Below are 20,969 nucleotides of genomic sequence, written 5' to 3'. Positions count from 1 at the left end.
TTGCTTACGTGGTGGTCGCGGGTGTACGGGTGGACTGTTCGTCCCCGGACGGTGCGGGTGGCCGGGGCGCGGGCACCCGGCAGTCGTCGAAGCTGGCCCTGAGACGGGCCATGAGCCGGGAGAGCTGGCCGACCTCGTCGTCGGACCAGTCGCTCAGCCGGTGGGCGAGCATCTGGCTGGTCCGTTCGGCGATGTCGTCGAGCCGTCCCTGCCCGTCGGGCGTCAGGCGCAGGATGCGCGAGCGCTTGTCCGCGGGGTCGGGGGACCGTTCGATCCAGCCCCGCTCGGCGACGTGGGCGACGTGGCGGCTGGTCACCGACATGTCCACGGCGAGCAGCTCCGCGAGCTTGCTCATGCGCATGTCCCCGTGGCGGCCGAGCAGTGTCAGCACGGCGGCGGACCCGCTCGGGCAGTCGGGCGGCAGCAGCCGTCCCATCTCCCGCTTCACGGCGCCGAAGGCGCTGAACTGGCGGATCAGCTCCTCGTACTGAGCCTTCTCGGCCATGCGCACCTCCCGTTTTGTTGCTTAGGGCAACCATAGGATCGGTTGGTTGCTACAGGCAAATAAAAACGGTCATCCCCGGCATAAAAAGTTGGCAAAGGCAAGTATTGCGATAGTAAACGTGCAGGTGGTGGCCGGTGGGCGTGCGGCCGGGCGGACGGCGGGCGGGTGTCCGGCCTCCGGCGGGCGGGCGGTGGGCGCGCGACGGGCGAGGCCAAGGTGACTCGGGAGCCCCGCACTTGGGCCGCATCGGCGGATTCGCTAGTGTCTCGGCCCATGGCTAACAACCAGGGCCCCCAGGGCAATAACGACCCCGCAGGCAGCACCCAGATGTTCCGCGCGTTCGTCGACGACGCCCCCCAGTCCCGCCAGGCGGCCCCCGCCGCCTCCTCCGGGCCCCGCGTCGGCCTGATCGTCGGCGTCGTGGCCGTCGTGGTGATCGTCGCGGCCGTGGCCTGGCTGGCGCTGAAGTAGAACCGGCGCCGGAGTGGGCCGGCGTTGAAGCAGACCGGTGCGGAGCGGACCGGCCCCCCGAGGGTTTCGGCCCGGTCCGGCCCGGGGGTTCGGCAGTGGGGCGTACCGGCCCGGAAAGAGCCGGCGCCGCAGAGCGGCAACCGCACCGCCCCGCACGGACACCTACGGGTACCTACGGATATCTACGGATATCTACGGATACGTAAGGACCGGTACGGCCACGTACGGACGCGTACGGGCACGGCGTACGACGGCGACCGCCGCGGCACCCCGAGGTGCCGCGGCGGTCGCCGTCGTACGCCGTCCTGCGCGCTCCCGCGCCCGTGCGGGCGCCGTCCTGCGCCGGACTCAGTCGGAGATGAGGCCCTCGCGCAGCTGGGCCAGGGTGCGGGTCAGCAGGCGGGAGACGTGCATCTGGGAGATGCCGACCTCCTCGCCGATCTGCGACTGGGTCATGTTGGCGAAGAAGCGCAGCATGATGATCCGCCGTTCCCGCGGCGGCAGCTTGGCCAGCAGCGGCTTCAGGGACTCGCGGTACTCCACACCCTCCAGCGCCGTGTCCTCGTAGCCCAGGCGGTCCGCCAGCGACCCCTCGCCGCCGTCGTCCTCCGGGGCCGGGGAGTCCAGCGAGGAGGCGGTGTAGGCGTTGCCGACCGCGAGGCCGTCGACGACGTCCTCCTCGGACACGCCCAGCACCGCGGCCAGCTCGCCGACCGTCGGCGAGCGGTCCAGCTTCTGGGAGAGCTCGTCGGTGGCCTTCGTCAGGGCCAGGCGCAGTTCCTGGAGCCGGCGCGGGACGCGCACCGACCACGAGGTGTCGCGGAAGAACCGCTTGATCTCGCCGACCACCGTCGGCATGGCGAACGTCGGGAACTCCACGCCCCGTTCGCAGTCGAAGCGGTCGATCGCCTTGATCAGGCCGATGGTGCCGACCTGGACGATGTCCTCCATCGGCTCGTTGCGGGAGCGGAAGCGCGCGGCGGCGTAACGCACCAGCGGGAGATTGAGCTCGATCAGGGTGTCCCGGACGTAGGCGCGTTCCGGGCTGTCCTTGTCGAGGGCGGCGAGCCGCAGGAACAGGGAGCGGGACAGGGTGCGGGTGTCGATGGCCTCCGTGGCCGGAACGGCCTGGGCCGGCACGGCGTCGAGGTTCGGCACGGCGTCGAGGTTCGGTACGGCTTCGATGGCCTGTGCGTCGTCGACGGGGCCGAGCGCCTCGAGCGTGTCGGGTGCGGTCTCGCTCTCAGCGAGCGCGAGCACCTTCGAGCTGCCCTGGTCTGCGGACATGCCACCCCCTTTGGGTCGCGGGACGGTCACGGCGAACGCTCCCACGCCGGGAACGCAGCCTCCACCTGAATACCGGAGCCGGAGCTCCGGCAAACGCGTCTCCGGCAGAATGTCACATGTCGGCAACGCGCTGTAGTGACATGTCGACATCCGAGACGCGAATACCCCCTGGAAACAGGGGGTCTGACGGTCTTTCGGCCCGATTCCACCTGCAACGGCCCTGGTGAGCGATTCGCTCTCACCGGTGACACCTGGATCGCGCTTTCGATTATGTGCGAAGGCCGTGTGCGGAGACTACGTGTCGATCCGGTTCGCGGACCTCAGTCGCTGGAAACTACGCGCCAGTAGTCGCGAGACGTGCATCTGGGAGACGCCGAGTTCCGCACTGATCTGCGACTGGGTGAGGTTGCTGTAGTAGCGCAGCAGCAGAATGCGCTGTTCGCGTTCCGGGAGCTGGACGAGCAGGTGCCGGACCAGGTCACGGTGCTCGACCCCGTCGAGGGCGGGGTCCTCGTAGCCGAGCCGGTCGAGCAGCCCGGGCAGTCCGTCGCCCTCCTGCGCGGCCTCCAGGGAGGTGGCGTGGTACGACCGCCCCGCCTCGATGCAGGACAGCACCTCCTCCTCGGTGATGCGCAGCCGCTCGGCGATCTCGGCGGTCGTGGGGGAGCGCCCGAAGGCGGTCGTCAGGTCCTCGGTCGCGCTGTTGACCTGCACCCACAGCTCGTGCAGCCGACGCGGTACGTGCACCGTGCGGACGTTGTCGCGGAAGTACCGCTTGATCTCGCCGACGACGGTCGGCATCGCGAACGTCGGGAACTGCACGCCCCGCTCCGGGTCGAAGCGGTCGATGGCGTTGATGAGCCCGATGGTGCCGACCTGGACGACGTCCTCCATCGGCTCGTTGCGGGAGCGGAAGCGGGCGGCGGCGTAGCGCACCAGCGGGAGGTTGGCCTCGATGAGCGCCGCGCGTACCCGGTCGTGCTCCGGAGTGCCCGGCGTGAGGCCCTTCAGCTCGCCGAAGAGCACCTGGGTCAGGGCCCTGGTGTCGGCGCCCCGCCTGCGCTGCGGCGCGGCCTCCCGCGCGGGCGGCTCCTGGGGCTGAGTGGCCTGTGCGGCTTGAGCGGCTTGAGCGGCGGCTTGTGTGGCCTGGGAGGCTTGTGTGGCTTGTGTGGCTTGTGTGGCTTGTGCGGCGGCCTGGGCGGCCTGTGCGGGCGGTGCGGGCGGTGCTTGAGGCGCAGTACTGGCCGGCACGGTCAACTCCACCTCGTGATCCGTCAACTCTTCCGTAAGTCATCCGTCAAAAGCGGTCATAGCATCACAAGACATGTGCACTGTGTGCAAGCACCGCCTGACGCCGTGTTGAGTGAACGCAGGCGTGGACGCGAAGCGGCCCCGCACCGGGCACGGTGCGGGGCCGGGGTGCCGCTGCGGGCTAGAACTCGTAGTCGGCGATCACCCAGGTGGCGAACTCCCGCCAGAGCGCGACGCCCTCCTGGTGCGCGGGGTGGTCGACGTAGCGCCTGAGGGCGTCGACGTCGTCCACGGCCGAGTTGATGGCGAAGTCGTAGGCGATGGGCCGGTCGCTGATGTTCCAGGCGCACTCCCAGAACCGGAGCTCCTCGATCCGGCCGCCGAGCGCCCGGAAGGCCTCGACACCCTTCACGACGCGCGGGTCGTCGCGCTCCACGCCCTCGTTCAGCTTGAACAGCACCAGGTGGCGGATCATCACTTTCCTCCGTTGGCGGCCCAGGTCATGAAGTCACCGACGGCTGCCGCCGCGTCGGATATGCCCTCGAAGCCGATCTGTACGTAGTCGGCGGCCTTCGCCGGATCTGTGATGATCACATAGAGCACGAAGACCACGAGTACGTAGACGGCGATCTTCTTCGCGTTCACCGCCATCGCGGCCTCCCCTGCTGCCGGTTCCTCCAGGCCTTCTGCGCCGGCGGCGAGTGTAACCTTTCTGCGTTTCTCCCCTCATGCTGGCCAGGGCGGGGCCCGTCGCCGCCCGCACTTGTGCAGGCCCGTACGGCGGGGGTGCCTCGCGTTCAGCCGTGAACGGGTGCGGACGGCTGTGGACGAGACGGGAACCGAGACGGAGCGTTCCGCCGCGTACCGCTGCTCTGCGCCGGCGAACTTCCGCCGGGTACGGCATCTTGAACGACGACGCGGCGCGTCCGGCATCGACTTGCGTCACACGGCCTGCCAGAATCCGGACTCCTCCAGGATTGAGCGACAGCGCCCGCAGGCAGCGGGCGCCGCATCTAGGGGCGGGGGGCCCGATGTCCGATGCCTTCATCACTCTCCACTGCACGCACCCGGGGTGTGGGGCTTCAGTCCCAGCCCGAAGGGGTGGCGAAAGGGTGGCCGCGGCTTTCCACGCACGCCGGGCGCGTCATCCGAAGGCTGAACTGCGCCCCAAATCCCTGGCGCCGCCGCGTCTCCCCGCGAGACGAGGGCGCGCCGCCCACCACTCTGCCCATGAAGCGGCCTCGGGTCAGCGCACCGTGATCGGTGGCGGATTCGGGCGGATGACGTATCTGAAGGCCTTGATGGTCATCCTCGCTGTCGCTGTCGTGTGGTCTGTCGCCGCCGCCCTGTCGGAGCCGGAGGAAGGAGAGTCCCTCAACGACAGACAACGGTGCGAGCAGAATTCGCCCGACAGCGATGTGATCAGCTTCGGCGACTGCAAGGGCATGTTCCCGGGTCAGCCAGGTCTGAGCGGGTGGGACTAGGGACTGGCCCTTCCCTGTCGGAGGACGTCAAACGGCTCTTGCGGGCCGCCGACGACCGGCGCAACTCCGCTCGCCGGGCTGTCGCTCCCGCCCCAGCGCACCGTCATGGGCCTGACGGGCTGGTCGACCACGGCTGTGGCCGCGCGGTGCCGGCACATGGCCGACACCGTTCGGGTGGGCGTGCCCGGCAGGCGGACGGGCTGATCCGGCAGCCACGCGCAGCCGATCGAGACGACCAAGGAGAGGGCTCCCGCACGTAGGCCGGTCCATACGGAGCAGCACGAAGGGCCCGGTCCAGTGGACCGGGCCCTTCGCCTACCTGCGGTAGCGGAGGGATTTGAACCCTCGGTGACTTGCGCCACACTCGCTTTCGAGGCGAGCTCCTTCGGCCGCTCGGACACGCTACCGAGAGAGACCTTACAACAGAGTGCGGCGTGGTTCGAAATCGGTTCTGGACGGGCTCGGCAACGGCTGGCAGGTGCCGGTCAGCGGTCGCGGAAGAAGTCCGTGAGCAGCCGGGCGCAGTCGTCCGCGAGTACGCCCTCGATCACCTCGGGACGGTGGTTGAGGCGCCGGTCGCGCAGGACGTCCCACAGGGAGCCGGCCGCGCCCGCCTTGTCGTCGCGGGCGCCGTAGACGACGCGGTCCACGCGGGACTGCACGAGCGCGCCCGCGCACATCGTGCACGGCTCCAGGGTGACGACGAGCGTGCAGCCGGTCAGCCGCCACTCGCCGAGGGCCGCGGCGGCCCGCCGGACCGCGAGGACCTCGGCGTGGGCCGTGGGGTCACCGGTGGCCTCGCGTTCGTTGTGCCCGGCCGCCAGCACGGTCCGGCCGTCCGGTGCCAGCACGACGGCTCCGACGGGGACGTCCCCGCCCCGCGCGGCCCGCCCGGCCTCGGCCAGGGCGAGCCGCATCACCGCCCGCCACGGGTCGCGCACCGGGTCGGGCGGGCCGGAACGTTCCAGCGGTTCTTCTCCCACGTCCTGTCCGGTCAGCGGACGGTCTCCAGTACCTCGGAGGCGCCCAGGGCCTCGGCGATCTCGCCGACCGCGTCCCCGGACATCGAGCGCAGTTCCTTCTCGCTCATGCCGAGGTCGTCGAGGATCTCCGCGTCACCGACCGGGCCGTGCGGCACGGACTCACCGGTGCCGGCGGCCGCGTCACCGCCCGTCCCGTCGTCCTCGTCGTCGTCCTCGGAGTTCCCGTCCTCCGTGCCGTCGAGGTCGAGGGCGTCGAGGTCGTCGCCGTCGTCACCGGGTTCCCGGCCGAGCAGCTCGTCGGTGAGCAGGATCTCGCCGTAGCTGCTGCGGGCGGCAGCGGCGGCGTCCGAGACGTAGATACGGGGGTCCTCCTCGCCGTCCACCCGGACGACGCCGAACCACGCGTCCTCCTGCTCGATCAGTACGAGCACCGTGTCCTCGTCGGGAGAGGCTTCCCGGGCGAGGTCGGCCAGATCCGACAGGGTCTCCACATCGTCGAGCTCTGTGTCGCTCGCTTCCCACCCGTCTTCGGTGCGCGCGAGCAGTGCGGCGAAGTACACCGTGACTCTCCCACTGGTCATAGGCGTGCCGGTTGGAGGTCCCCCCGGCGGAGGCTGCGGGCGGAGGAGCGGTGCTCCGAGCCCACCCACTCGGAATCGTGGCAGAAACAAGGCCCTCAGGGGACGTCTTCGGCGCCCTGTGTCCGGCAGTTTCGACCGGGTTACGGGACTTGTCGCCGCCACGTGCGGATCGTACGCGGATTCTTGCGGCGCCCGGGTACGTCCGTCGTCGTAACGTCGGCGCGGCGCGTGATCTTCCCCGGCCGGGCCAGGGAAACCCCCGGGGAGCTACCAGCGGAAGGTGCGCATGCGCATCGCGTGGCGCAGCCGGGCGGCCTTGGCGCGGCGCGGCTGGACGCGGTCCCGCAGCTCGCGGGCCTCCGTCAGGTCGCGCAGGAACCGGGCCCGGCGCCGTCGCCGCTCGGCGTCCCTCTCCGGCTCCGCGCTCCGCTCCGCGCCCTGCTCCGTACTCCGCTCCGTGCGCGGCTCCGCGCTCCGCTCCGTACTCCGTTCCGTGTCCCGCTGCGTACGCAGCTTCGCGTTCCGCTCCGTCACGCGCCCCGTCCCCGGTTCCTTGCCGGGGGACGGCGTGTCGTGGAAGTCCCGGTCAGGCACAGTCTCACCACCCAGCGTCCGTCCCTTCCACCTTCCCCCGGTCGGGCGGTTCGACGCGGGCGACCGGGCAAAGACGTGATCCGGAACCGTGATCGGGAGCCGTGGTCAGGGGCTTGCCCGCCGCGGGGACGCCGGCCTCCCGGGGCCCGGTTACTGTGGGGGACATGCGTCTCCACGTCGTCGACCACCCCCTGGTCGCCCACAAGCTCACCACACTGCGCGACCAGCGCACCGACTCCGCGACCTTCCGACGTCTCGCCGACGAGCTGGTCACCCTGCTCGCCTACGAGGCCACGCGCGACGTGCGCACCGAACAGGTCGACATCCACACGCCGGTCTGCCCGACCACCGGCGTCAAGCTCTCCCACCCGCGCCCGCTGGTGGTGCCGATCCTGCGGGCCGGTCTCGGCATGCTCGACGGCATGGTGCGGCTGCTGCCGACCGCCGAGGTGGGCTTCCTCGGCATGGTGCGCAACGAGGAGACGCTGCAGGCCTCCACGTACGCGACCCGTATGCCCGACGACCTCTCCGGACGCCAGGTGTACGTCCTGGACCCGATGCTGGCCACCGGCGGCACGCTCGTCGCGTCGATCCAGGAGCTGATCAAGCGTGGCGCCGACGACGTGACGGCCGTGGTGCTGCTCGCCGCCCCCGAGGGCGTTGAAGTCATGGAGCGCGAGCTGGCCGGCACCCCGGTGACGGTCGTGACGGCCTCGGTGGACGAGCGTCTCAACGATCAGGGCTACATCGTGCCGGGCCTCGGCGACGCCGGTGACCGGATGTACGGGGCGGCCGAGTAGCACGCTCCGGGCCTCCGGGCCCGGGCGCACCCGTACGGCTGCTCAGCAGCTCTTCTTCTCCACGGCGGGCGTCGGCCGCGGTGCGGCCAGCCCGGCCAGCGCCGCGTCGGCGTCCGCCTTCTTCGCCAGTCCCTTGAAGCCGTCGCCGATGATCAGGTCGACGGTGGTGTCCTTGCGGGCCGCGTCGGTACGGCGGTCCGCGGCGGGGAGCTGGGTGCCGAGCACGGGCAGGGACGTCTTCAGGGTGGTGGCGGCGCCGAGCAGGACGCCCGTGCCGCCGACCTTCTTGTCGTACTCCTTGGACGCGTTGCCCACGGCGCCGACGCGGAAGCCGCGCTTCTTCAGCTCGTCGGCGGTCTTCTGCGCGAGACCGCTGCGGGTCGTCGCGTTGAGCACGTTGACGGTCACCTGAGCCGGCTTCGGCACGGCCACCGCGGCGGGCGAGGCGCTCGCCTTGGCGGTGGTGGCCGAGCAGCCCGCGGCACCGGCCGCCGAGGCCTTGTCGCCGCCGGTGAAGACGTCGATGAGCTGCAGTGTGCCCCAGCCGAGCACTCCGATCACGGTGACGCAGGCGACGCCGGCGAACGCGAGCCGGCCGCGTCGCCGGGCCGGTCGCATCCGCGGGTACTTGTCCCCCGTGATCCTGTACTGGCCGCCCATGCCAGGGGGAGTGAGCATGCTCATGGTCGCAGCGTAGTGCGCTCGGGCGGCGATGCCTATTAGATGATCAGTTGACGTTCCGGCGTTCGGTGAAATGCAACCCGAACGGGTCAGGCCGGAGTGTCGCGAGGATCGCCAGAGCCGGGCCGGGCCGGGCCGAGGGCGAGGCCGGGCAGGGGGGCGGCCCCGGTCCCGGTCAGTCGAGTTCGAGGACCCGGGCGTGCAGTACCTGGCGCTGCTGGAGCGCCGCGCGCACCGCGCGGTGCAGGCCGTCCTCGAGATAGAGGTCGCCCTGCCACTTCACGACGTGCGCGAAGAGGTCGCCGTAGAAGGTGGAGTCCTCGGCGAGGAGCGTCTCCAGGTCGAGTTGGCCCTTGGTCGTCACGAGCTGATCGAGGCGGACCGGGCGCGGCGCGACGTCCGCCCACTGCCGGGTGCTCTCCCGGCCGTGGTCGGGGTACGGCCGGCCGTTTCCGATGCGCTTGAAGATCACACGGAAAGCCTACCGGCCAAGACGTCGCGGGCGCAGCCATGGCGCCCGAGTGCGGCGCCGGAAAAGATGCCGCAAACGGGGGCGAACGGGAACCGGGGGCCGGGGCGGGCGACGGGCCGCCTCGGGCCGGTGGATCCCGGGCCCGGGGTTCCGTGGCCCCGTCCGGCTACGTGCCGGAGGCCTTCGCGGCCTTCGCCGCGGCTTTCATCTCCTGTTTGTGGGCACGGACCTTGGTCAGGGACTCCGGCCCGGTGATGTCGGCGACGGACCGGAAGGACCTCGGTTCGCCGTAGGCGCCGGCGGCCTCCCGCCAGCCCTCCGGCTGGACGCCGAGCTGCTTGCCGAGCAGGGCGAGGAAGATCTGGGCCTTCTGCCTGCCGAAGCCCGGCAGTTCCTGGAGCCGCTTCAGCAGCTCCTTGCCGGTGCCGACACCCCGCCAGACGGCCTCGGCGTCACCGTCGTAGGTCTCGACGAGGTACCGGCACAGCTGCTGGACGCGGCCGGCCATCGAGCCGGGGTAGCGGTGCACGGCCGGCTTGTCGGAGAGCAGGGCGGCGAACGCCTCGGGGTCGTAGGCGGCGATGTCGTGCGCGTCGAGGTCCTCCGCGCCCATGCGCCGGGCGATGGTCGACGGGCCCTTGAACGCCCACTCCATGGGGACTTGCTGGTCGAGCAGCATGCCGACCAGCGCGGCGAGCGGGCTGCGGCCGAGGAGCTCGTCGGCCTCGGGGTCCTGGGCGAGGTGAAGGGTGACGTCCATGCTCCGATGATCGCGCGCGCGGGCTCAGGTCGCGCGCCAGTACCCCAGCGCGTTCACCCGCTGCTTGGGCAGGCCCAGTTCCTTGCGGGCGTACGAGGCCAGCGCCCGGGTCGTCGTCGTGTCGCAGGCGATCCAGACGTACGGCTCGGGGGTGGACGCCAGCAGCTCCGGCAGGGCCTCCTTCACCTGTGCGACCAGGTGGGCGCCGGCGTCACGGCGCGGGACCGCGCGGACCTCGTGGCGGGCGGGGTCGGTGCGGAAGGGCAGGCCGTCGGCCGTGCCGCCGCCCTCGAACCAGATCGTCGCGGGGACCGGCCCCAGCGCGTCGAGGAGGGAGTTGAGGGCGGGCAGGGACGCCGGGTCCGCGACCGCGAAGAGCCGGGAGGGGAGCGGCTGCGGGACGTCGAAGCCGGTGCCCTGGACCGTCGCCTCGACGGTGTCGCCCGGCTTGGCCGCCCGGGCCCAGTCGCTCGCGCACCCCTCGTGCAGGGCGAACTCCATGGCGAAGGTGCCCGTCGCGGGGTCGGGGTCGACCAGCGTGTACGCCCGCTGGTGCGGCTTGCCCGCGTTCTCGAACCACAGCCGCACCCACATCGTCGGGTGGACGCCGGTCGCCGCCAGCATGCCGCCGTCGGTCATCCGCAGCCGCCGGTAGTGCGGGGTCACGTCCTCGGCGTCCACCACGGTGAACTCGAAGTCCTTCGCACGCATCAGTCTGAGGACCGCGCCCTCCCAGCCCCGCCCCTGCCCCATCGTTTCTTCACCCTTCGCGTACTATTCGCCCACGACGATTGACTTAGGTGAGCCTAACCTAAAGGAAAGTAGAGGCACAGGGGTGAGCGCCGAGACATACCGCGACGCCTGGGGGATCCCGCACCTGCGCGCGGACAGCGCGGGCGAACTCGCCCGCGCCCAGGGTCGGGTGACCGCCCGTGACCGGGCCTGGCAGCTGGAGGTCGAGCGGCACCGCGCGCAGGGCACCTCCGCGTCCTTCCTGGGGCCCGCGGCACTGTCCTGGGACCGGCTCGCCAGACGGGCCCGGCTCGCGGACACCGCCCGCCGCTGCTTCACCGCCCTGGAGGACAAGGACCCGGAGACGGCCGCCTGGGTCCGGGCGTACGCCGACGGCGTGAACGAGGGACTGGCCGCGGCCCCGGCCGCCCCCGAGTTCGCGCGCACCGGCCTCGCCCCCGGCCGCTGGGAGCCCTGGACCCCGCTCGGCGTCTGGCTCGCCACGCACATCCTCTTCGCGGGCTTCCCCGCCAAGCTCTGGCGCGAACACATCACCGAGCACCTCGGTCCCGAGGCCGTCGCCCTCTTCGCCGCCGACGGACCCGGCACCGCCGGCAGCAACGGCTGGCTGGTGAGCGGCGAACGGACCGTGACCGGCCACGCGGTCATCGCCGGCGACCCGCACCGCTTCATCGAGGAACCCGGCGTCTACCAGCAGATCCACCTGTCCTGCCCGGAGTTCGACGTCGTCGGCCTCGCCGTGCCCGGCGTCCCCGGCACCGCCCACTTCGGGCACACCGGCACGGTCGCCTGGGCCATCACCAACGCCATGGCCGACTACCAGGACCTGTACCGGGAGCGGCTGCGCCGCACCGGCGCCGGTGTCGAGGCGCTCGGCCCCGACGGCACCTGGCACCGCGCCGCCCGGCACACCGAGACGATCCGGGTCGCGGGGGAGGACGACGTGGAGGTCGAGGTCATCGAGACCGACCGGGGCCCGGTCATCGCCGGCGGACCCGAGGGCCTCGACGACGGCACCCCCACCGCCCTCAGCCTGCGCTACCCGCCCCGCGTCACCGCCGACCTCGGGTTCAGCGCCCTGCTGCCGCTGCTGCGGGCCCGCCGGGTCGCCGACGTGGACCGGGCCCTGGACGCGTGGGCCGAGCCGGTCAACGTCGTGCAGGCCGCCGACACCGAGGGCGGGCTGCTGCACCGGGTCGCGGGACGCGTGCCGACCCGGTCCCCGGCCAACGGCCTGCGCCCGGTGCCCGCCTGGGAAACCGGCCACGAGTGGACCGGCTGGCACACCCCGCCCCGCGCCGGACTCACCGACGGCGTCGCCGTGATGGCCAACCAGCGCGGCCCGGCCGCCCCGCTCGGCGTCGAGTTCGCCCCGCCGCACCGCGCCGATCGCATCACCGCCCTGCTCGCCGGGAAGGAACGCTGGTCGGCCGCCTGCATGCCCGCGATCCACACGGACACCCACCTCGCCTCGGCCGCCCCCCTCCTGGACCACCTGGCCGCCCTGGACGCCCTGCCCCCCGAGGCCGGCGCCCTGCGCGACCGCCTCCTCGCCTGGGACCGGCGCATGGACGCCGGCAGCACCGACGCGGCGGCGTACGCGGCCGTACGCGCAGCGGTCGTACGCCGGTTGGCGGCGCACCCGGTCCTCGCCGCGGCGTCCGTGCCGCCCGCGTACCCCGAGGTGCTGCTGCCGTGGCTCGCGCTCGTGCCGCGCGTCGGATACGCCCTCGAACACCTGCTGCGCGCCGAGGACCTGTACGGCATCGACCGCGCCGGGGCCGTCCGCGCGGCGCTGGAGGAGGTGGCCGCGAGTCCGCCCGCGGGCACCTGGGGCGACACCCACCGCCTCGCCCCCTGGCGGGCGCTGCCGGACCCCTCCCCCGAGGAGGAACCCGGCCTGTCCGGCGACCACGACTGCGTGCTGTGCACCTCCGCCGTCCCCGGCCTCACCGACCGCGCCGCCCGCGGCCCCGCCGCCCGCTACGTCTGGGACCTGGCCGACCGCCAGGACAGCGGCTGGGTGGTGCCCCACGGCGCCCGGGGCGTCCCCGGCTCGCCCCACCACCGCGACCAGCAGCAGCTCTGGCTCGACGGCGACCTCGCCCCGGTGGTCACCGACTTCACCCGGCTCACGAAGGAAACCGATGACTGACCCGCACACGCCCCCTTCCCCGTACGCCTCCCGCGTCCCCGTCCACGAGCAGGAACTCGACGGCTTCGGAACCGTCCGCGTCCTCCCCCTCGACGCCACCGCCGACGCCGCCGTGATCCACGGCTGGGTGAGCGAGGAGCGGGCCGCCTTCTGGGGCATGAACGGCCTCACGCGGGACCAGGTCGCCGGCATCTACGCCCACATGGACACGCTCGACACCCACCACGCCTTCCTGGTGGTGAAGGACGACGCGCCCGTCGCCGTGTTCCAGACCTACGACCCCGAGGCCGACCGGGTGAGCGAGTGCTACGACGCCGAACCCGGCGACATCGGCGTCCACCTGCTGCTCGCCCCCGCCGGCACCGAGGGCGCGCGGCCCGGCTGGACCGCCGCGCTGTCGGGGTGCCTCGTGGCGTACGTGCTGCTGGGGCTGGGCCGGAAGCGGATCGTGGTCGACCCGGACGTCGGCAACGAGAAGGCCATCGCCCGCTTCCTCAAGCAGGGTTTCACCCCCGGACCGGCGGTCGTCCTGCCGGAGATCGACCTGCCGGACGTGTACCTGCCGGAGAAGAAGGCGCAACTCGCGTTCCTCCGCCGGGAGGTAGCGTTCCCGGGGTGACCTCCCCGCCGACCGCCGAGGACCTGATCGCGCACTACGCGCTGGAGCCCATCCCGCGCGAGGGCGGCCTGTTCCGGCGTACCTGGGCCGGCCCCGAGCGCCCGGACGGACGCCCTGCCGGCTCGGCCATCGTGGCCCTGCTGACCGCCCGTCCGGGTGACTTCTCCGCCCTGCACCGCCTGCCCACCGACGAGGTCTGGCACTTCTACCTCGGCGATCCGCTGGAACTGCTGCTGCTCCCACCCGACGGCGGCGCCCGTACGGCCGTGCTGGGACCGGACGTCCTGGGCGGGCAGCACGTGCAGTTCACCGTCCCCGCCGGAACCTGGATGGGCGGCACGGTGGCGGCGGGCGGCGCGTGGTCGCTCTTCGGGTGCACGATGGCGCCCGGATTCACCTACGGGGACTACGAGCACGGTGACGCGGCCGACCTGACGGCGCGGTACCCGTCGGCGGCCGGGCGCATCGTGGAACTCTGCCGGCCATGAACCTCCTCGAAGGCCAGGTCGCCCTGGTCACCGGCGCGGGCGGCGGCATCGGACGGGGCATCGCCCTGCGGTTCGCCGAGGAGGGCGCGGCGGTCGCGGTGCACTGCCGTACGGCGGTGGAGGCGGCGCGGGACGTGGCCGCGCGGATCCGGGAGCGGGGCGGGCGGGCCACGGTCCTGCGGGCCGACCTCACCGACGAGGACGCCTGCCGCCGCCTGGTGGAACAGGCCGCCGACTGGGGCGGGGGACGCGAAAGCCCCGGGGCACGGCTGACGGCACTGGTCAACAACGCGGGCGTGCAGCCACTGCGGGAACTGCCCGACATGACGGCCGCCGAGTGGCGGACGGTGGTGGACACCAACCTCACCGGCGTCTTCGCGTGCACGCAGGCCGCCGCCCGGATCATGCGGGCCCAGGACGGCGGCGGCACGGTCACCCACATCGCCTCGATCGAGGCGGGCGCCCCCGCACCCGCCCACGCGCACTACAGCGCCTCCAAGGCGGCGGTCGTGACACACGCCCGTTCCGCGGCGCTGGAGTACGGCCCGTGGGGAGTCAGGGTCAACTCCGTCTCGCCCGGCCTCATCGACCGGGACGGGCTCGCACGGGCCTGGCCGGAGGGCGTACGGCGGTGGCGGGAGGCGGCGCCCACGGGACGGCTCGGACGCCCGGAGGACGTGGGCGACGCGTGCGTGTTCCTGGCGTCGCGGCTGGCGTCCTGGGTCACCGGCCACGACCTCGTGGTGGACGGCGGGGTGACGGCACGCCCGTCGTGGTGAGGGCCCGGCCCGGCAGCCGGTGCGTCTTCGGCCCGGCAGCCGGGCGTCTTCGGTGCGTCTTCGGCCCGGCAGTCGGTGCGTCTCCGGTGCGTCTCCGGTGAGCGGGGCGGCGTCCGCGTCCGTACGTATCCCCGAGGCAGCGGGTCCCGACGACGGAGATGCGACGTGAGGTGTGGTGAGGGTGCGCGCACGGGAGGCCGGGGGCGAGGGGGCCGTGGAAACGGACGGGGCCGACGGGGCCGACGGGGAACCCAGGGGCTGGTGCTGCTGGGCACCGTGCTGGTCCTGCTCGGCCTCGTCCTCGGCGGCGCGGGACCGGCGTCCGCCCACGCCGCCCTCCGCTCCACCGACCCCGGCGACGGCACCGTCCTCCAGCGCGCTCCCCGCCACGTCACCCTGACCTTCACCGAGTCCGTCGGCCTGCGCGACGACTCCTTCCGCGTCCTCGACCCCGAAGGCCACCGGGTGCGCACGGGGGAGGCCGGGCGCGCAGACGGCGGTTCCGACACGGCCCGCGTGGCGCTGGCGGGCGAGCTCGGCGAGGGCACCTACACCGTGGCCTGGCGGGTGGTGTCGGCCGACAGCCACCCCGTCTCCGGCGCCTTCACCTTCTCGGTCGGCGAGCCCTCCGCGACGACCGCCTCCGTGGACACCGGTCCCACCGAGGACCCGCTCACCGCCACGCTCCACAAGATCGCCCGCTACCTCTCCTACCTCGCCGCCGCCCTGCTCATCGGCACCGCCGCCTTCGTCGCCCTGTGCCGCCCGCCGGACCCCGCCCCGCTGCGCCGGCCCCTGCTGGCGGGCTGGTGGACCCTGCTGGGCGCCACCGTCGCCCTGCTGGTGCTGCGCGCCCCGTACGAGGCGGGGGCGGGGCCGTCGGCGGCCCTGGACGTCACCGCCCTCGGCGGCACGGTGGCGACCCGGCCCGGTGCGCTGCTGCTGGTCAGGCTGGCGCTGCTGGTGCCGGCCGGGCTGTCCCTCGTCCGCCTGACCCGCGGCGACCGACACCTCCGGCGCACCCCCCTCGCCACCGCGGTGGGCGCCGCGCCGGCCGTCGGCCTCGCCCTGACCTGGGCCGCCGCCGAGCACGCGTCCGCCGGGATCCAGGTGCCCGTCGCGATGGCGTCCTCCGTACTGCACCTGCTGGCCACGGCGGTATGGCTCGGCGGTCTCGTGGCCCTGCTCACCACCCTCCCCTCCTCCCCGGACGCCGCCACGGCCGCCCGCTTCTCCCGGACCGCGTTCGCCTCCGTGAGCGTCCTGGCCGCCACCGGCGTCTACCAGTCCTGGCGCGGCCTCGGCTCCTGGCCGGCGCTCACCGAGACGACGTACGGCAGGCTGCTGCTCGCCAAGCTGGCCGGGGTGGCCGCACTGCTGGCCGCGGCGGCGGTCTCGCGACGGTGGACGACCGCGTGGGTGGCGGCGGGGGCGCGTGCGGAGACGGCCGTACCCGCGGACGTACGCGAGCGGACGCCGGATCCGGTGGGCGGACCGGCGGGCGGACCGGCGGGCGGGCCGGCGGGCGGGCCAGCGGGCGGGCCGGCGGGCGGACCACCGGCCAGGGCGTCGGAGCCGTCCGAGCCGGAGCCGCCCGAGCCGGAGCCGTCCGAGCCGGAACCGCCCACCGACGTGGCCGCCCACCGCCGAGGGCTGCGCCGGTCCGTCCTGGTGGAGGCCGTCCTCGCGGCCGTCGTCCTGGCGATCACGACCGTGCTCACCGGCACCCCGCCGGGCCGGGCGGCGGAGGAGGCGGCACGAACCGCACCGGCGGGCGGGGTGCTGCCCGCCTCCGTCACCACCGTCCCCTTCGACATCGGCGCCTCCGGCCGGGGCACGGTCCAGATCACCCTGGACCCCGGCCGCACCGGCGACAACGCGGTGCAGGCCGTGGTCTTCGGCCCCGACGGCAGCCTGGCCGCCGTACCCGAACTGCGCCTCTCCTTCACGCTGCCCGACTGCGCGGTCGGCCCGATCACCGCGGAACTCGTTGACCGGGGCGGCTACTGGAGCGCCCACTCCCTCACCCTGCCCCTCCCCGGCACCTGGACGATGAGGACGACGGTCCGGGTGTCGGAGACCGACCAGGTGAGCGAGACGCGGCGGATACGCATCGAGCGGTAGCGAGCCGGCGCCCTGCCCCGCGCGAAGGAGCGGTGGCTGAGCGTGGCCCGGCCTCCTGCCGATCAGTCCCTGTCGGAGGAGGCTGGGGTGCGCGTCATGTGGAAGGTGAGGCTCGAGAAGTCCCGGCCTTGGAGTACTGGGCCATTCTGGGTGCCACCACTGACGTCGTTGTGCACGTCGCCGCCCGACGTGCTGGGCTGTGCTCGCTGCCACCACTCGTCGAGCAGGCGGCGGAACTCTTCATCGCGGGCCGCTCGTACGCCGAGGACGGTGGCCAGTGCCTGCGCGCGCATCGGGTCGGCAGGGTCTCCCTCCAGCGCGGCGACTTCCAGTTCCCCGGAGCTGACCTGGGACGTCGCGTCGCTCTGAGTTGCCTGTGCGTCGGCTCGTCCGAACGGGCGCCGCACCAGCGTGGTGAGCCCTTGCCACGCATGACGTCCGGCTTCGCCGCCGAGACCGCCGGCCAGCGCCGCGAGGGCCGCTGCAGTGATCGGGTCCATCCTGGGACTCCCCTGCTCGGTTACGGATCCCACTTTGGGTCGGCCTCACAGCCTCCCGGAGAGGCTCCGGCGCATTCAAGGCCCCGAGGAGGGTCCCGTCCTGTTGACTGAGCCGTGTACTCGTCAGGTCGTGACGAGCCCTTGTCCGCGTGAGGCCCCGAGGCGGCCACGACGTTCCGGCCCGTGTCGGACGGACTGGCCTCGCGCTGTCACGAGGCGCTCTGTCCGAAGGCTGGTCACCCACGCAGGAAACGCTCCTGCCCTGCGGCGACAGGACTTGTTGAGGGTCCTGTCGGTTGCCAGGGAAGAAGCACTGTCCAGGTGAAGAACGGAGACGTCATGTGGAAGGCCCCGGTCAACGCCCGGGAGGCACTGCCCTACATCGTCGACGCGGCGCGGCGCGACGGTTATCTCGGACTCATGGTCGTCCTCGCCCGCACCGCAGAGGCCAGAACCCTCCATGAGGAGCTGTCGCGGGACTGGACCAGCATCCACGACGTGACCGGCCACCGCATCGCGGTGCTCTGCCCCGACCCCTCCTTCGTGGACGATCCGGAAGAAGAGCCGTACTGCACGGCACTGGAGAGTCCGCGCTCCCGGTTCTGGAAGAACCTGACGCTCGACGACTGCGGTGGCTTCAGGCACACCCGAGTCCTGACCCCCGACGACGCCTGGAGAGGCGTCCCGGTCGCACGTCCGCCGTACCCGGAGGATGTGCAGCAGGCCGCGTGGACCGAGGCGGTGTCCCGCTGCGCCGAGTTCTTCGGCATCGCCGAAAGGCTGCTCCCCGCCGTCCTCGTGCTCTGTCTCCGGGAGGAGACCGACGTATTGATCCAGCTGCGCCCGGAGACAAGCCTCTACAAGCTGTGCAAGAGGGTCGCGTCGCACCCCGGCTACTCGCCCGGGGACGACGTCCGGCTGCGGGAGCGGGCGCGCCTCACCCGCCTCGTGGAGCGCTTCCCTCGGCACGGGTTCGGGCGGCACGAGCGGCGGGAGGTCGAGGACCCGCCGACGAGCATGGCGCGGTTGCTGGAAGTCGACGCCGTACGCAAGCAGATCGACGGGCTGCGACACCACTTGACGCTGGTCGCGCACGTCGACCCCGACGCGCACCGCGCATGGTCGGAAAGGCTCGCGGAGCTGATCCGTGCGGACGCCGCCGAACAGACCGCGCAGGCCTTCCTGACGGAGATCGCTCGAGCGGTCCGCGCGGACCCGAGGAAGGCCGACTGGCGCCGTCTGGACCAGAAGGCCGAGAAGGTCAAGCGCGCCCTGCGGGAGGCCGCCGACCCACCGGCGGAGCTGCACTACGTCCCGGAGAGCCAGGACGCGAAGGCTGAGCGAGAAGCCCGGCTCGCCGCCCTGCAAGCGGAACTGGCGGAGACGGAACAATGGCTGGACAGCAGGCCAGGGCTGGCGGAGGCATGCAGGAAGGCAGCCCGGGACGACATGGGTCCCTGCACCGTCGAGCCGCTGAAACTCGCCGAATACCTCTCGCTCGGCAGGGGCTATTCCGCTGAGCGCATCCAGGTCATGCGCCCGACGGACTCGCCGCCCGCGTCCGGGGACGCGGACACCGGCGGGGACACCGGCGGGGACGCGAACACCGGCGGGGCCCCGCGCATCGGCGGAAACACGGACACCGGCGCGGGCGCCGGGGCCGGAACGGGCAACGACCTGTCGGGGACCATCCACGGCCCCGCCGTACAGGCGGGGCAGGTGGGAGACATCCACTTCCATGTCCACGAGCCGCGAGCGCCGTCGCGGACCGATGGCCTCGCCCGGCTCCGACGCGCCTGGGGCCGGAGGAAGCGCCGGGACTAGGTGATACCGACGGCACTGACGCCGTGTCGACGTCCGCGGGCGGTGCACGATCCGGGGAAGATCCTTCAGAAAGCAGAAAGCCCCGGCCGGTTTCCCGGTCGGGGCCTTTCACGTGCCCGGTGAGGCACTGGCGGAGGATACGAGATTCGAACTCGTGAGGGGTTGCCCCCAACACGCTTTCCAAGCGTGCGCCCTAGGCCTCTAGGCGAATCCTCCGCAGAGAACATTACATGACGTGGAGGAGTGCTTGCGAACTCGTTCCGGGGGCCCCACATCGGGTAACGTATGGCACAGCCCCTCACGCGGCGCTATCTGACTGAACTCCCCCAGGGCCGGAAGGCAGCAAGGGTAGGTCGGCTCTGGCGGGTGCGTGGGGGGCGCCTGCGTTCCAGGGCGGCCGGGCATACCGGGGGCGGCCGGGGTTCCCGGGACGTCCTGGCTTCCTGGGGCGGACCGGTTGTCGGCGGGCGCCTATAACCTCGTATGCGTGTCGTCTCTCGCGCTCTACCGCCGTTACCGCCCGGAGTCCTTCGCCGAGGTCATCGGGCAGGGGCATGTCACCGACCCGCTGCAGCAGGCGCTGCGGAACAACCGGGTCAATCACGCGTACCTGTTCAGCGGTCCGCGCGGATGCGGCAAGACGACCAGCGCCCGGATCCTGGCGCGGTGTCTGAACTGCGAGCAGGGTCCCACCCCGACCCCGTGCGGCGAGTGCCAGTCGTGCCGTGACCTGGCACGCAACGGACCGGGATCCATTGACGTCATCGAGATCGACGCCGCCTCGCACGGTGGCGTGGACGACGCCCGTGACCTGCGCGAGAAGGCGTTCTTCGGGCCCGCCTCCAGCCGGTACAAGATCTACATCATCGACGAGGCCCACATGGTCTCGCCGCAGGGCTTCAACGCCCTGCTGAAGGTCGTCGAGGAGCCTCCGGAGCACCTGAAGTTCATCTTCGCGACCACCGAGCCCGAGAAGGTCATCGGGACCATCCGGTCGCGGACCCACCACTACCCGTTCCGGCTCGTGCCGCCCGGCACGCTGCGCGACTACCTGGGCGAGGTGTGCGGCAGGGAGGAGATCCCGGTCGAGGACGGCGTGCTGCCGCTGGTGGTGCGGGCGGGCGGGGGATCCGTCCGGGACTCGATGTCCGTCATGGACCAGCTGCTCGCGGGCGCCGGCGCCGACGGTGTGACATACGACATGACGACCGCCCTGCTCGGCTACACGGACGGCTCGCTGCTCGACTCCGTCGTCGAGTCGTTCGTCTCGGGGGACGGCTCGGCCGCCTTCGAGGTCGTGGACCGGGTGATCGAGGGCGGCAACGACCCGCGGCGCTTCGTCACCGACCTGCTGGAACGCCTCCGTGACCTGGTGATCCTCGCCGCCGTGCCCGACGCGGCGGAGAAGGGGCTCATCGACGCCCCCGCCGACGTCGTCGAGCGGATGCAGGCCCAGGCACGGTCGTTCGGCGCGGCCGAGCTGAGCCGCGCCGCCGACATCGTCAACGAGGGGCTCACCGAGATGCGGGGCGCCCACTCGCCCCGCCTCCAGCTGGAGCTGATCTGCGCGCGCGTGCTGCTGCCCGCCGCGTACGGCGACGAGCGTTCGGTGATGGCCCGCCTGGACCGGATCGAGCGCGGGGTGCAGTTCTCCGCGGGTGCCGGCGCGCCCGCCATGGGGTACGTGCCCGGGCCCGAGGCGCATCCCGGTGCCGGTGCCGGTGCCGGTGCGGGGGCCGGGGGTGCCGCGGCCGTCGCCGCTCCGGTTCCGCCGGGTGGCGGGCCCGCCGCGGCCCGGGCCGCGGTACGGGGGCCCGGACCCGGTGGCGGTGCCGCAGCGGCCGGGGGCGGCGGAGGC

At 72.6% G+C, this 20,969-nt stretch carries 23 protein-coding genes, 2 tRNA genes and 1 other RNA gene; 11 read left to right on the top strand and 15 right to left on the bottom strand.

Annotated elements, in window-relative coordinates; genetic code table 11:
• Nucleotides 1–4: 4 nt before the first annotated feature.
• Nucleotides 5–505, bottom strand: coding sequence for a MarR family winged helix-turn-helix transcriptional regulator (locus tag ACP4IX_RS33345; protein WP_426558228.1), 501 nt, complete (start codon nt 503–505; stop codon nt 5–7).
• Between the two features lie 273 nt (nt 506–778).
• Here ACP4IX_RS33345 and ACP4IX_RS33340 point away from each other — a divergent pair, with 273 nt between their 5' ends.
• The gene (locus ACP4IX_RS33340; protein ID WP_426522988.1) at nt 779–976 is read left to right on the top strand and encodes a hypothetical protein; all 198 of its coding nucleotides are present in this window, start codon (nt 779–781) and stop codon (nt 974–976) included.
• A gap of 348 nt (nt 977–1,324) precedes the next feature.
• Here ACP4IX_RS33340 and ACP4IX_RS33335 read toward each other — a convergent pair whose 3' ends face one another.
• The 4 genes from ACP4IX_RS33335 to ACP4IX_RS33320 all read right to left on the bottom strand — a co-directional run bounded on the left by ACP4IX_RS33335 (nt 1,325) and on the right by ACP4IX_RS33320 (nt 4,165).
• Nucleotides 1,325–2,263, bottom strand: coding sequence for an RNA polymerase sigma factor SigF (locus ACP4IX_RS33335; RefSeq protein ID WP_426522989.1), 939 nt, complete (start codon nt 2,261–2,263; stop codon nt 1,325–1,327).
• A 294-nt stretch (nt 2,264–2,557) separates the two neighbouring features.
• Entirely contained in the window at nt 2,558–3,514 is a 957-nt protein-coding gene (locus ACP4IX_RS33330; RefSeq protein WP_426558226.1) for an RNA polymerase sigma factor SigF, read from the bottom strand.
• A 181-nt stretch (nt 3,515–3,695) separates the two neighbouring features.
• Nucleotides 3,696–3,989 (bottom strand): Dabb family protein, encoded by a 294-nt coding sequence (locus tag ACP4IX_RS33325; protein WP_426522991.1) that lies wholly within the window; start codon nt 3,987–3,989, stop codon nt 3,696–3,698.
• A complete protein-coding gene (locus tag ACP4IX_RS33320; protein ID WP_426522992.1) occupies nt 3,989–4,165 on the bottom strand; it encodes a hypothetical protein in 177 nt (58 codons plus the stop codon). The genes ACP4IX_RS33325 and ACP4IX_RS33320 overlap by 1 nt, the downstream gene beginning before the upstream one ends.
• Before the next feature lie 629 nt (nt 4,166–4,794).
• Here ACP4IX_RS33320 and ACP4IX_RS33315 point away from each other — a divergent pair.
• Nucleotides 4,795–4,998 carry a hypothetical protein gene (locus ACP4IX_RS33315; RefSeq protein ID WP_426522993.1) on the top strand — a complete coding sequence of 68 codons (204 nt, stop codon included), beginning with the start codon at nt 4,795–4,797 and terminating at the stop codon, nt 4,996–4,998.
• 322 nt (nt 4,999–5,320) lie between these two features.
• Here ACP4IX_RS33315 and ACP4IX_RS33310 read toward each other — a convergent pair.
• The 4 genes from ACP4IX_RS33310 to ACP4IX_RS33295 all read right to left on the bottom strand — a co-directional run bounded on the left by ACP4IX_RS33310 (nt 5,321) and on the right by ACP4IX_RS33295 (nt 7,156).
• Nucleotides 5,321–5,405 (bottom strand) — tRNA-Ser (locus tag ACP4IX_RS33310).
• Nucleotides 5,406–5,483: 78 nt separating this feature from the next.
• A complete protein-coding gene (tadA, locus tag ACP4IX_RS33305) occupies nt 5,484–5,915 on the bottom strand; it encodes a tRNA adenosine(34) deaminase TadA (RefSeq protein ID WP_426558248.1) in 432 nt (143 codons plus the stop codon).
• Nucleotides 5,916–5,992: 77 nt separating this feature from the next.
• Nucleotides 5,993–6,541 carry a hypothetical protein gene (locus ACP4IX_RS33300; RefSeq protein WP_426558246.1) on the bottom strand — a complete coding sequence of 183 codons (549 nt, stop codon included), beginning with the start codon at nt 6,539–6,541 and terminating at the stop codon, nt 5,993–5,995.
• A 288-nt stretch (nt 6,542–6,829) separates the two neighbouring features.
• The gene (locus ACP4IX_RS33295) at nt 6,830–7,156 is read right to left on the bottom strand and encodes a hypothetical protein (RefSeq protein WP_426558224.1); all 327 of its coding nucleotides are present in this window, start codon (nt 7,154–7,156) and stop codon (nt 6,830–6,832) included.
• 164 nt (nt 7,157–7,320) lie between these two features.
• Between ACP4IX_RS33295 and upp the strand changes: the two genes are divergently transcribed.
• Nucleotides 7,321–7,956: a uracil phosphoribosyltransferase gene (gene upp, locus ACP4IX_RS33290; protein ID WP_426522995.1), complete on the top strand. Its 636-nt coding sequence runs from the start codon at nt 7,321–7,323 to the stop codon at nt 7,954–7,956.
• Between the two features lie 42 nt (nt 7,957–7,998).
• Here upp and ACP4IX_RS33285 read toward each other — a convergent pair whose 3' ends face one another.
• The 4 genes from ACP4IX_RS33285 to ACP4IX_RS33270 all read right to left on the bottom strand — a co-directional run bounded on the left by ACP4IX_RS33285 (nt 7,999) and on the right by ACP4IX_RS33270 (nt 10,622).
• Nucleotides 7,999–8,616, bottom strand: coding sequence for a LytR C-terminal domain-containing protein (locus tag ACP4IX_RS33285; protein ID WP_426558244.1), 618 nt, complete (start codon nt 8,614–8,616; stop codon nt 7,999–8,001).
• A 196-nt stretch (nt 8,617–8,812) separates the two neighbouring features.
• Nucleotides 8,813–9,109: a type II toxin-antitoxin system VapB family antitoxin gene (locus tag ACP4IX_RS33280; RefSeq protein ID WP_003999914.1), complete on the bottom strand. Its 297-nt coding sequence runs from the start codon at nt 9,107–9,109 to the stop codon at nt 8,813–8,815.
• Nucleotides 9,110–9,275: 166 nt separating this feature from the next.
• Entirely contained in the window at nt 9,276–9,869 is a 594-nt protein-coding gene (locus ACP4IX_RS33275; protein WP_426522996.1) for an HhH-GPD-type base excision DNA repair protein, read from the bottom strand.
• A gap of 24 nt (nt 9,870–9,893) precedes the next feature.
• Nucleotides 9,894–10,622, bottom strand: a complete 729-nt coding sequence (locus ACP4IX_RS33270) for a siderophore-interacting protein (RefSeq protein ID WP_426522997.1) — start codon at nt 10,620–10,622, stop codon at nt 9,894–9,896.
• Between the two features lie 82 nt (nt 10,623–10,704).
• Here ACP4IX_RS33270 and ACP4IX_RS33265 point away from each other — a divergent pair, with 82 nt between their 5' ends.
• The 5 genes from ACP4IX_RS33265 (at nt 10,705) to ACP4IX_RS33245 (ending at nt 16,787) form a co-directional block, all read left to right on the top strand.
• Nucleotides 10,705–12,777, top strand: coding sequence for a penicillin acylase family protein (locus tag ACP4IX_RS33265; RefSeq protein WP_426558222.1), 2,073 nt, complete (start codon nt 10,705–10,707; stop codon nt 12,775–12,777).
• Complete coding sequence (locus ACP4IX_RS33260) at nt 12,770–13,396, top strand: GNAT family N-acetyltransferase (protein WP_426558221.1); 627 nt, start codon at nt 12,770–12,772, stop codon at nt 13,394–13,396. Before ACP4IX_RS33265 ends, ACP4IX_RS33260 begins: the two co-directional genes overlap by 8 nt.
• Nucleotides 13,393–13,884, top strand: coding sequence for a cupin domain-containing protein (locus ACP4IX_RS33255; protein WP_426523000.1), 492 nt, complete (start codon nt 13,393–13,395; stop codon nt 13,882–13,884). The genes ACP4IX_RS33260 and ACP4IX_RS33255 overlap by 4 nt, the downstream gene beginning before the upstream one ends.
• Nucleotides 13,881–14,663, top strand: a complete 783-nt coding sequence (locus ACP4IX_RS33250; protein ID WP_426523001.1) for an SDR family NAD(P)-dependent oxidoreductase — start codon at nt 13,881–13,883, stop codon at nt 14,661–14,663. The genes ACP4IX_RS33255 and ACP4IX_RS33250 overlap by 4 nt, the downstream gene beginning before the upstream one ends.
• 261 nt (nt 14,664–14,924) lie before the next feature.
• Nucleotides 14,925–16,787, top strand: coding sequence for a copper resistance CopC/CopD family protein (locus ACP4IX_RS33245; protein WP_426558219.1), 1,863 nt, complete (start codon nt 14,925–14,927; stop codon nt 16,785–16,787).
• A gap of 62 nt (nt 16,788–16,849) precedes the next feature.
• On the opposite strand, the gene ACP4IX_RS33240 is transcribed toward ACP4IX_RS33245, so the two are convergent.
• Nucleotides 16,850–17,287: a hypothetical protein gene (locus ACP4IX_RS33240; RefSeq protein ID WP_426558217.1), complete on the bottom strand. Its 438-nt coding sequence runs from the start codon at nt 17,285–17,287 to the stop codon at nt 16,850–16,852.
• Nucleotides 17,288–17,608: 321 nt separating this feature from the next.
• Here ACP4IX_RS33240 and ACP4IX_RS33235 point away from each other — a divergent pair, with 321 nt between their 5' ends.
• Nucleotides 17,609–19,111, top strand: a complete 1,503-nt coding sequence (locus ACP4IX_RS33235) for a hypothetical protein (protein ID WP_426558215.1) — start codon at nt 17,609–17,611, stop codon at nt 19,109–19,111.
• 128 nt (nt 19,112–19,239) lie between these two features.
• Here ACP4IX_RS33235 and ACP4IX_RS33230 read toward each other — a convergent pair.
• Nucleotides 19,240–19,327, bottom strand: a tRNA-Ser gene (locus ACP4IX_RS33230).
• Between the two features lie 74 nt (nt 19,328–19,401).
• Between ACP4IX_RS33230 and ffs the strand changes: the two genes are divergently transcribed.
• Nucleotides 19,402–19,496, top strand: an RNA gene (ffs, locus tag ACP4IX_RS33225) — signal recognition particle sRNA small type.
• A gap of 102 nt (nt 19,497–19,598) precedes the next feature.
• A partial coding sequence (locus tag ACP4IX_RS33220) for a DNA polymerase III subunit gamma and tau (RefSeq protein WP_426558213.1) occupies nt 19,599–20,969 on the top strand: 1,371 nt, incomplete at its 3' end.

Origin of the sequence: Streptomyces sp. WG5 (assembly GCF_049974565.1) — a bacterium.
Classification (GTDB): Bacteria; Actinomycetota; Actinomycetes; order Streptomycetales; family Streptomycetaceae; genus Streptomyces.
This window is presented reverse-complemented; position numbering and strand designations above follow the sequence as displayed.

Excerpts from the sequence above, each read along its gene's own strand:
- ACP4IX_RS33250 (WP_426523001.1), top strand. The coding sequence starts at position 13,881 with ATGAACCTCCTCGAAGGCCAGGTCGCCCTGGTCACCGGCGCGGGCGGC.
- ACP4IX_RS33340 (WP_426522988.1), top strand. The coding sequence starts at position 779 with ATGGCTAACAACCAGGGCCCCCAGGGCAATAACGACCCCGCAGGCAGC.
- ACP4IX_RS33345 (WP_426558228.1), bottom strand. The coding sequence starts at position 505 with ATGGCCGAGAAGGCTCAGTACGAGGAGCTGATCCGCCAGTTCAGCGCC.
- ACP4IX_RS33275 (WP_426522996.1), bottom strand. The coding sequence starts at position 9,869 with ATGGACGTCACCCTTCACCTCGCCCAGGACCCCGAGGCCGACGAGCTC.
- ACP4IX_RS33320 (WP_426522992.1), bottom strand. The coding sequence starts at position 4,165 with ATGGCGGTGAACGCGAAGAAGATCGCCGTCTACGTACTCGTGGTCTTC.
- ACP4IX_RS33335 (WP_426522989.1), bottom strand. The coding sequence starts at position 2,263 with ATGTCCGCAGACCAGGGCAGCTCGAAGGTGCTCGCGCTCGCTGAGAGC.
- ACP4IX_RS33240 (WP_426558217.1), bottom strand. The coding sequence starts at position 17,287 with ATGGACCCGATCACTGCAGCGGCCCTCGCGGCGCTGGCCGGCGGTCTC.
- ACP4IX_RS33325 (WP_426522991.1), bottom strand. The coding sequence starts at position 3,989 with ATGATCCGCCACCTGGTGCTGTTCAAGCTGAACGAGGGCGTGGAGCGC.
- ACP4IX_RS33285 (WP_426558244.1), bottom strand. The coding sequence starts at position 8,616 with ATGGGCGGCCAGTACAGGATCACGGGGGACAAGTACCCGCGGATGCGA.
- ACP4IX_RS33315 (WP_426522993.1), top strand. The coding sequence starts at position 4,795 with ATGACGTATCTGAAGGCCTTGATGGTCATCCTCGCTGTCGCTGTCGTG.
- tadA (WP_426558248.1), bottom strand. The coding sequence starts at position 5,915 with ATGCGGCTCGCCCTGGCCGAGGCCGGGCGGGCCGCGCGGGGCGGGGAC.
- ACP4IX_RS33260 (WP_426558221.1), top strand. The coding sequence starts at position 12,770 with ATGACTGACCCGCACACGCCCCCTTCCCCGTACGCCTCCCGCGTCCCC.
- ACP4IX_RS33270 (WP_426522997.1), bottom strand. The coding sequence starts at position 10,622 with ATGGGGCAGGGGCGGGGCTGGGAGGGCGCGGTCCTCAGACTGATGCGT.
- upp (WP_426522995.1), top strand. The coding sequence starts at position 7,321 with ATGCGTCTCCACGTCGTCGACCACCCCCTGGTCGCCCACAAGCTCACC.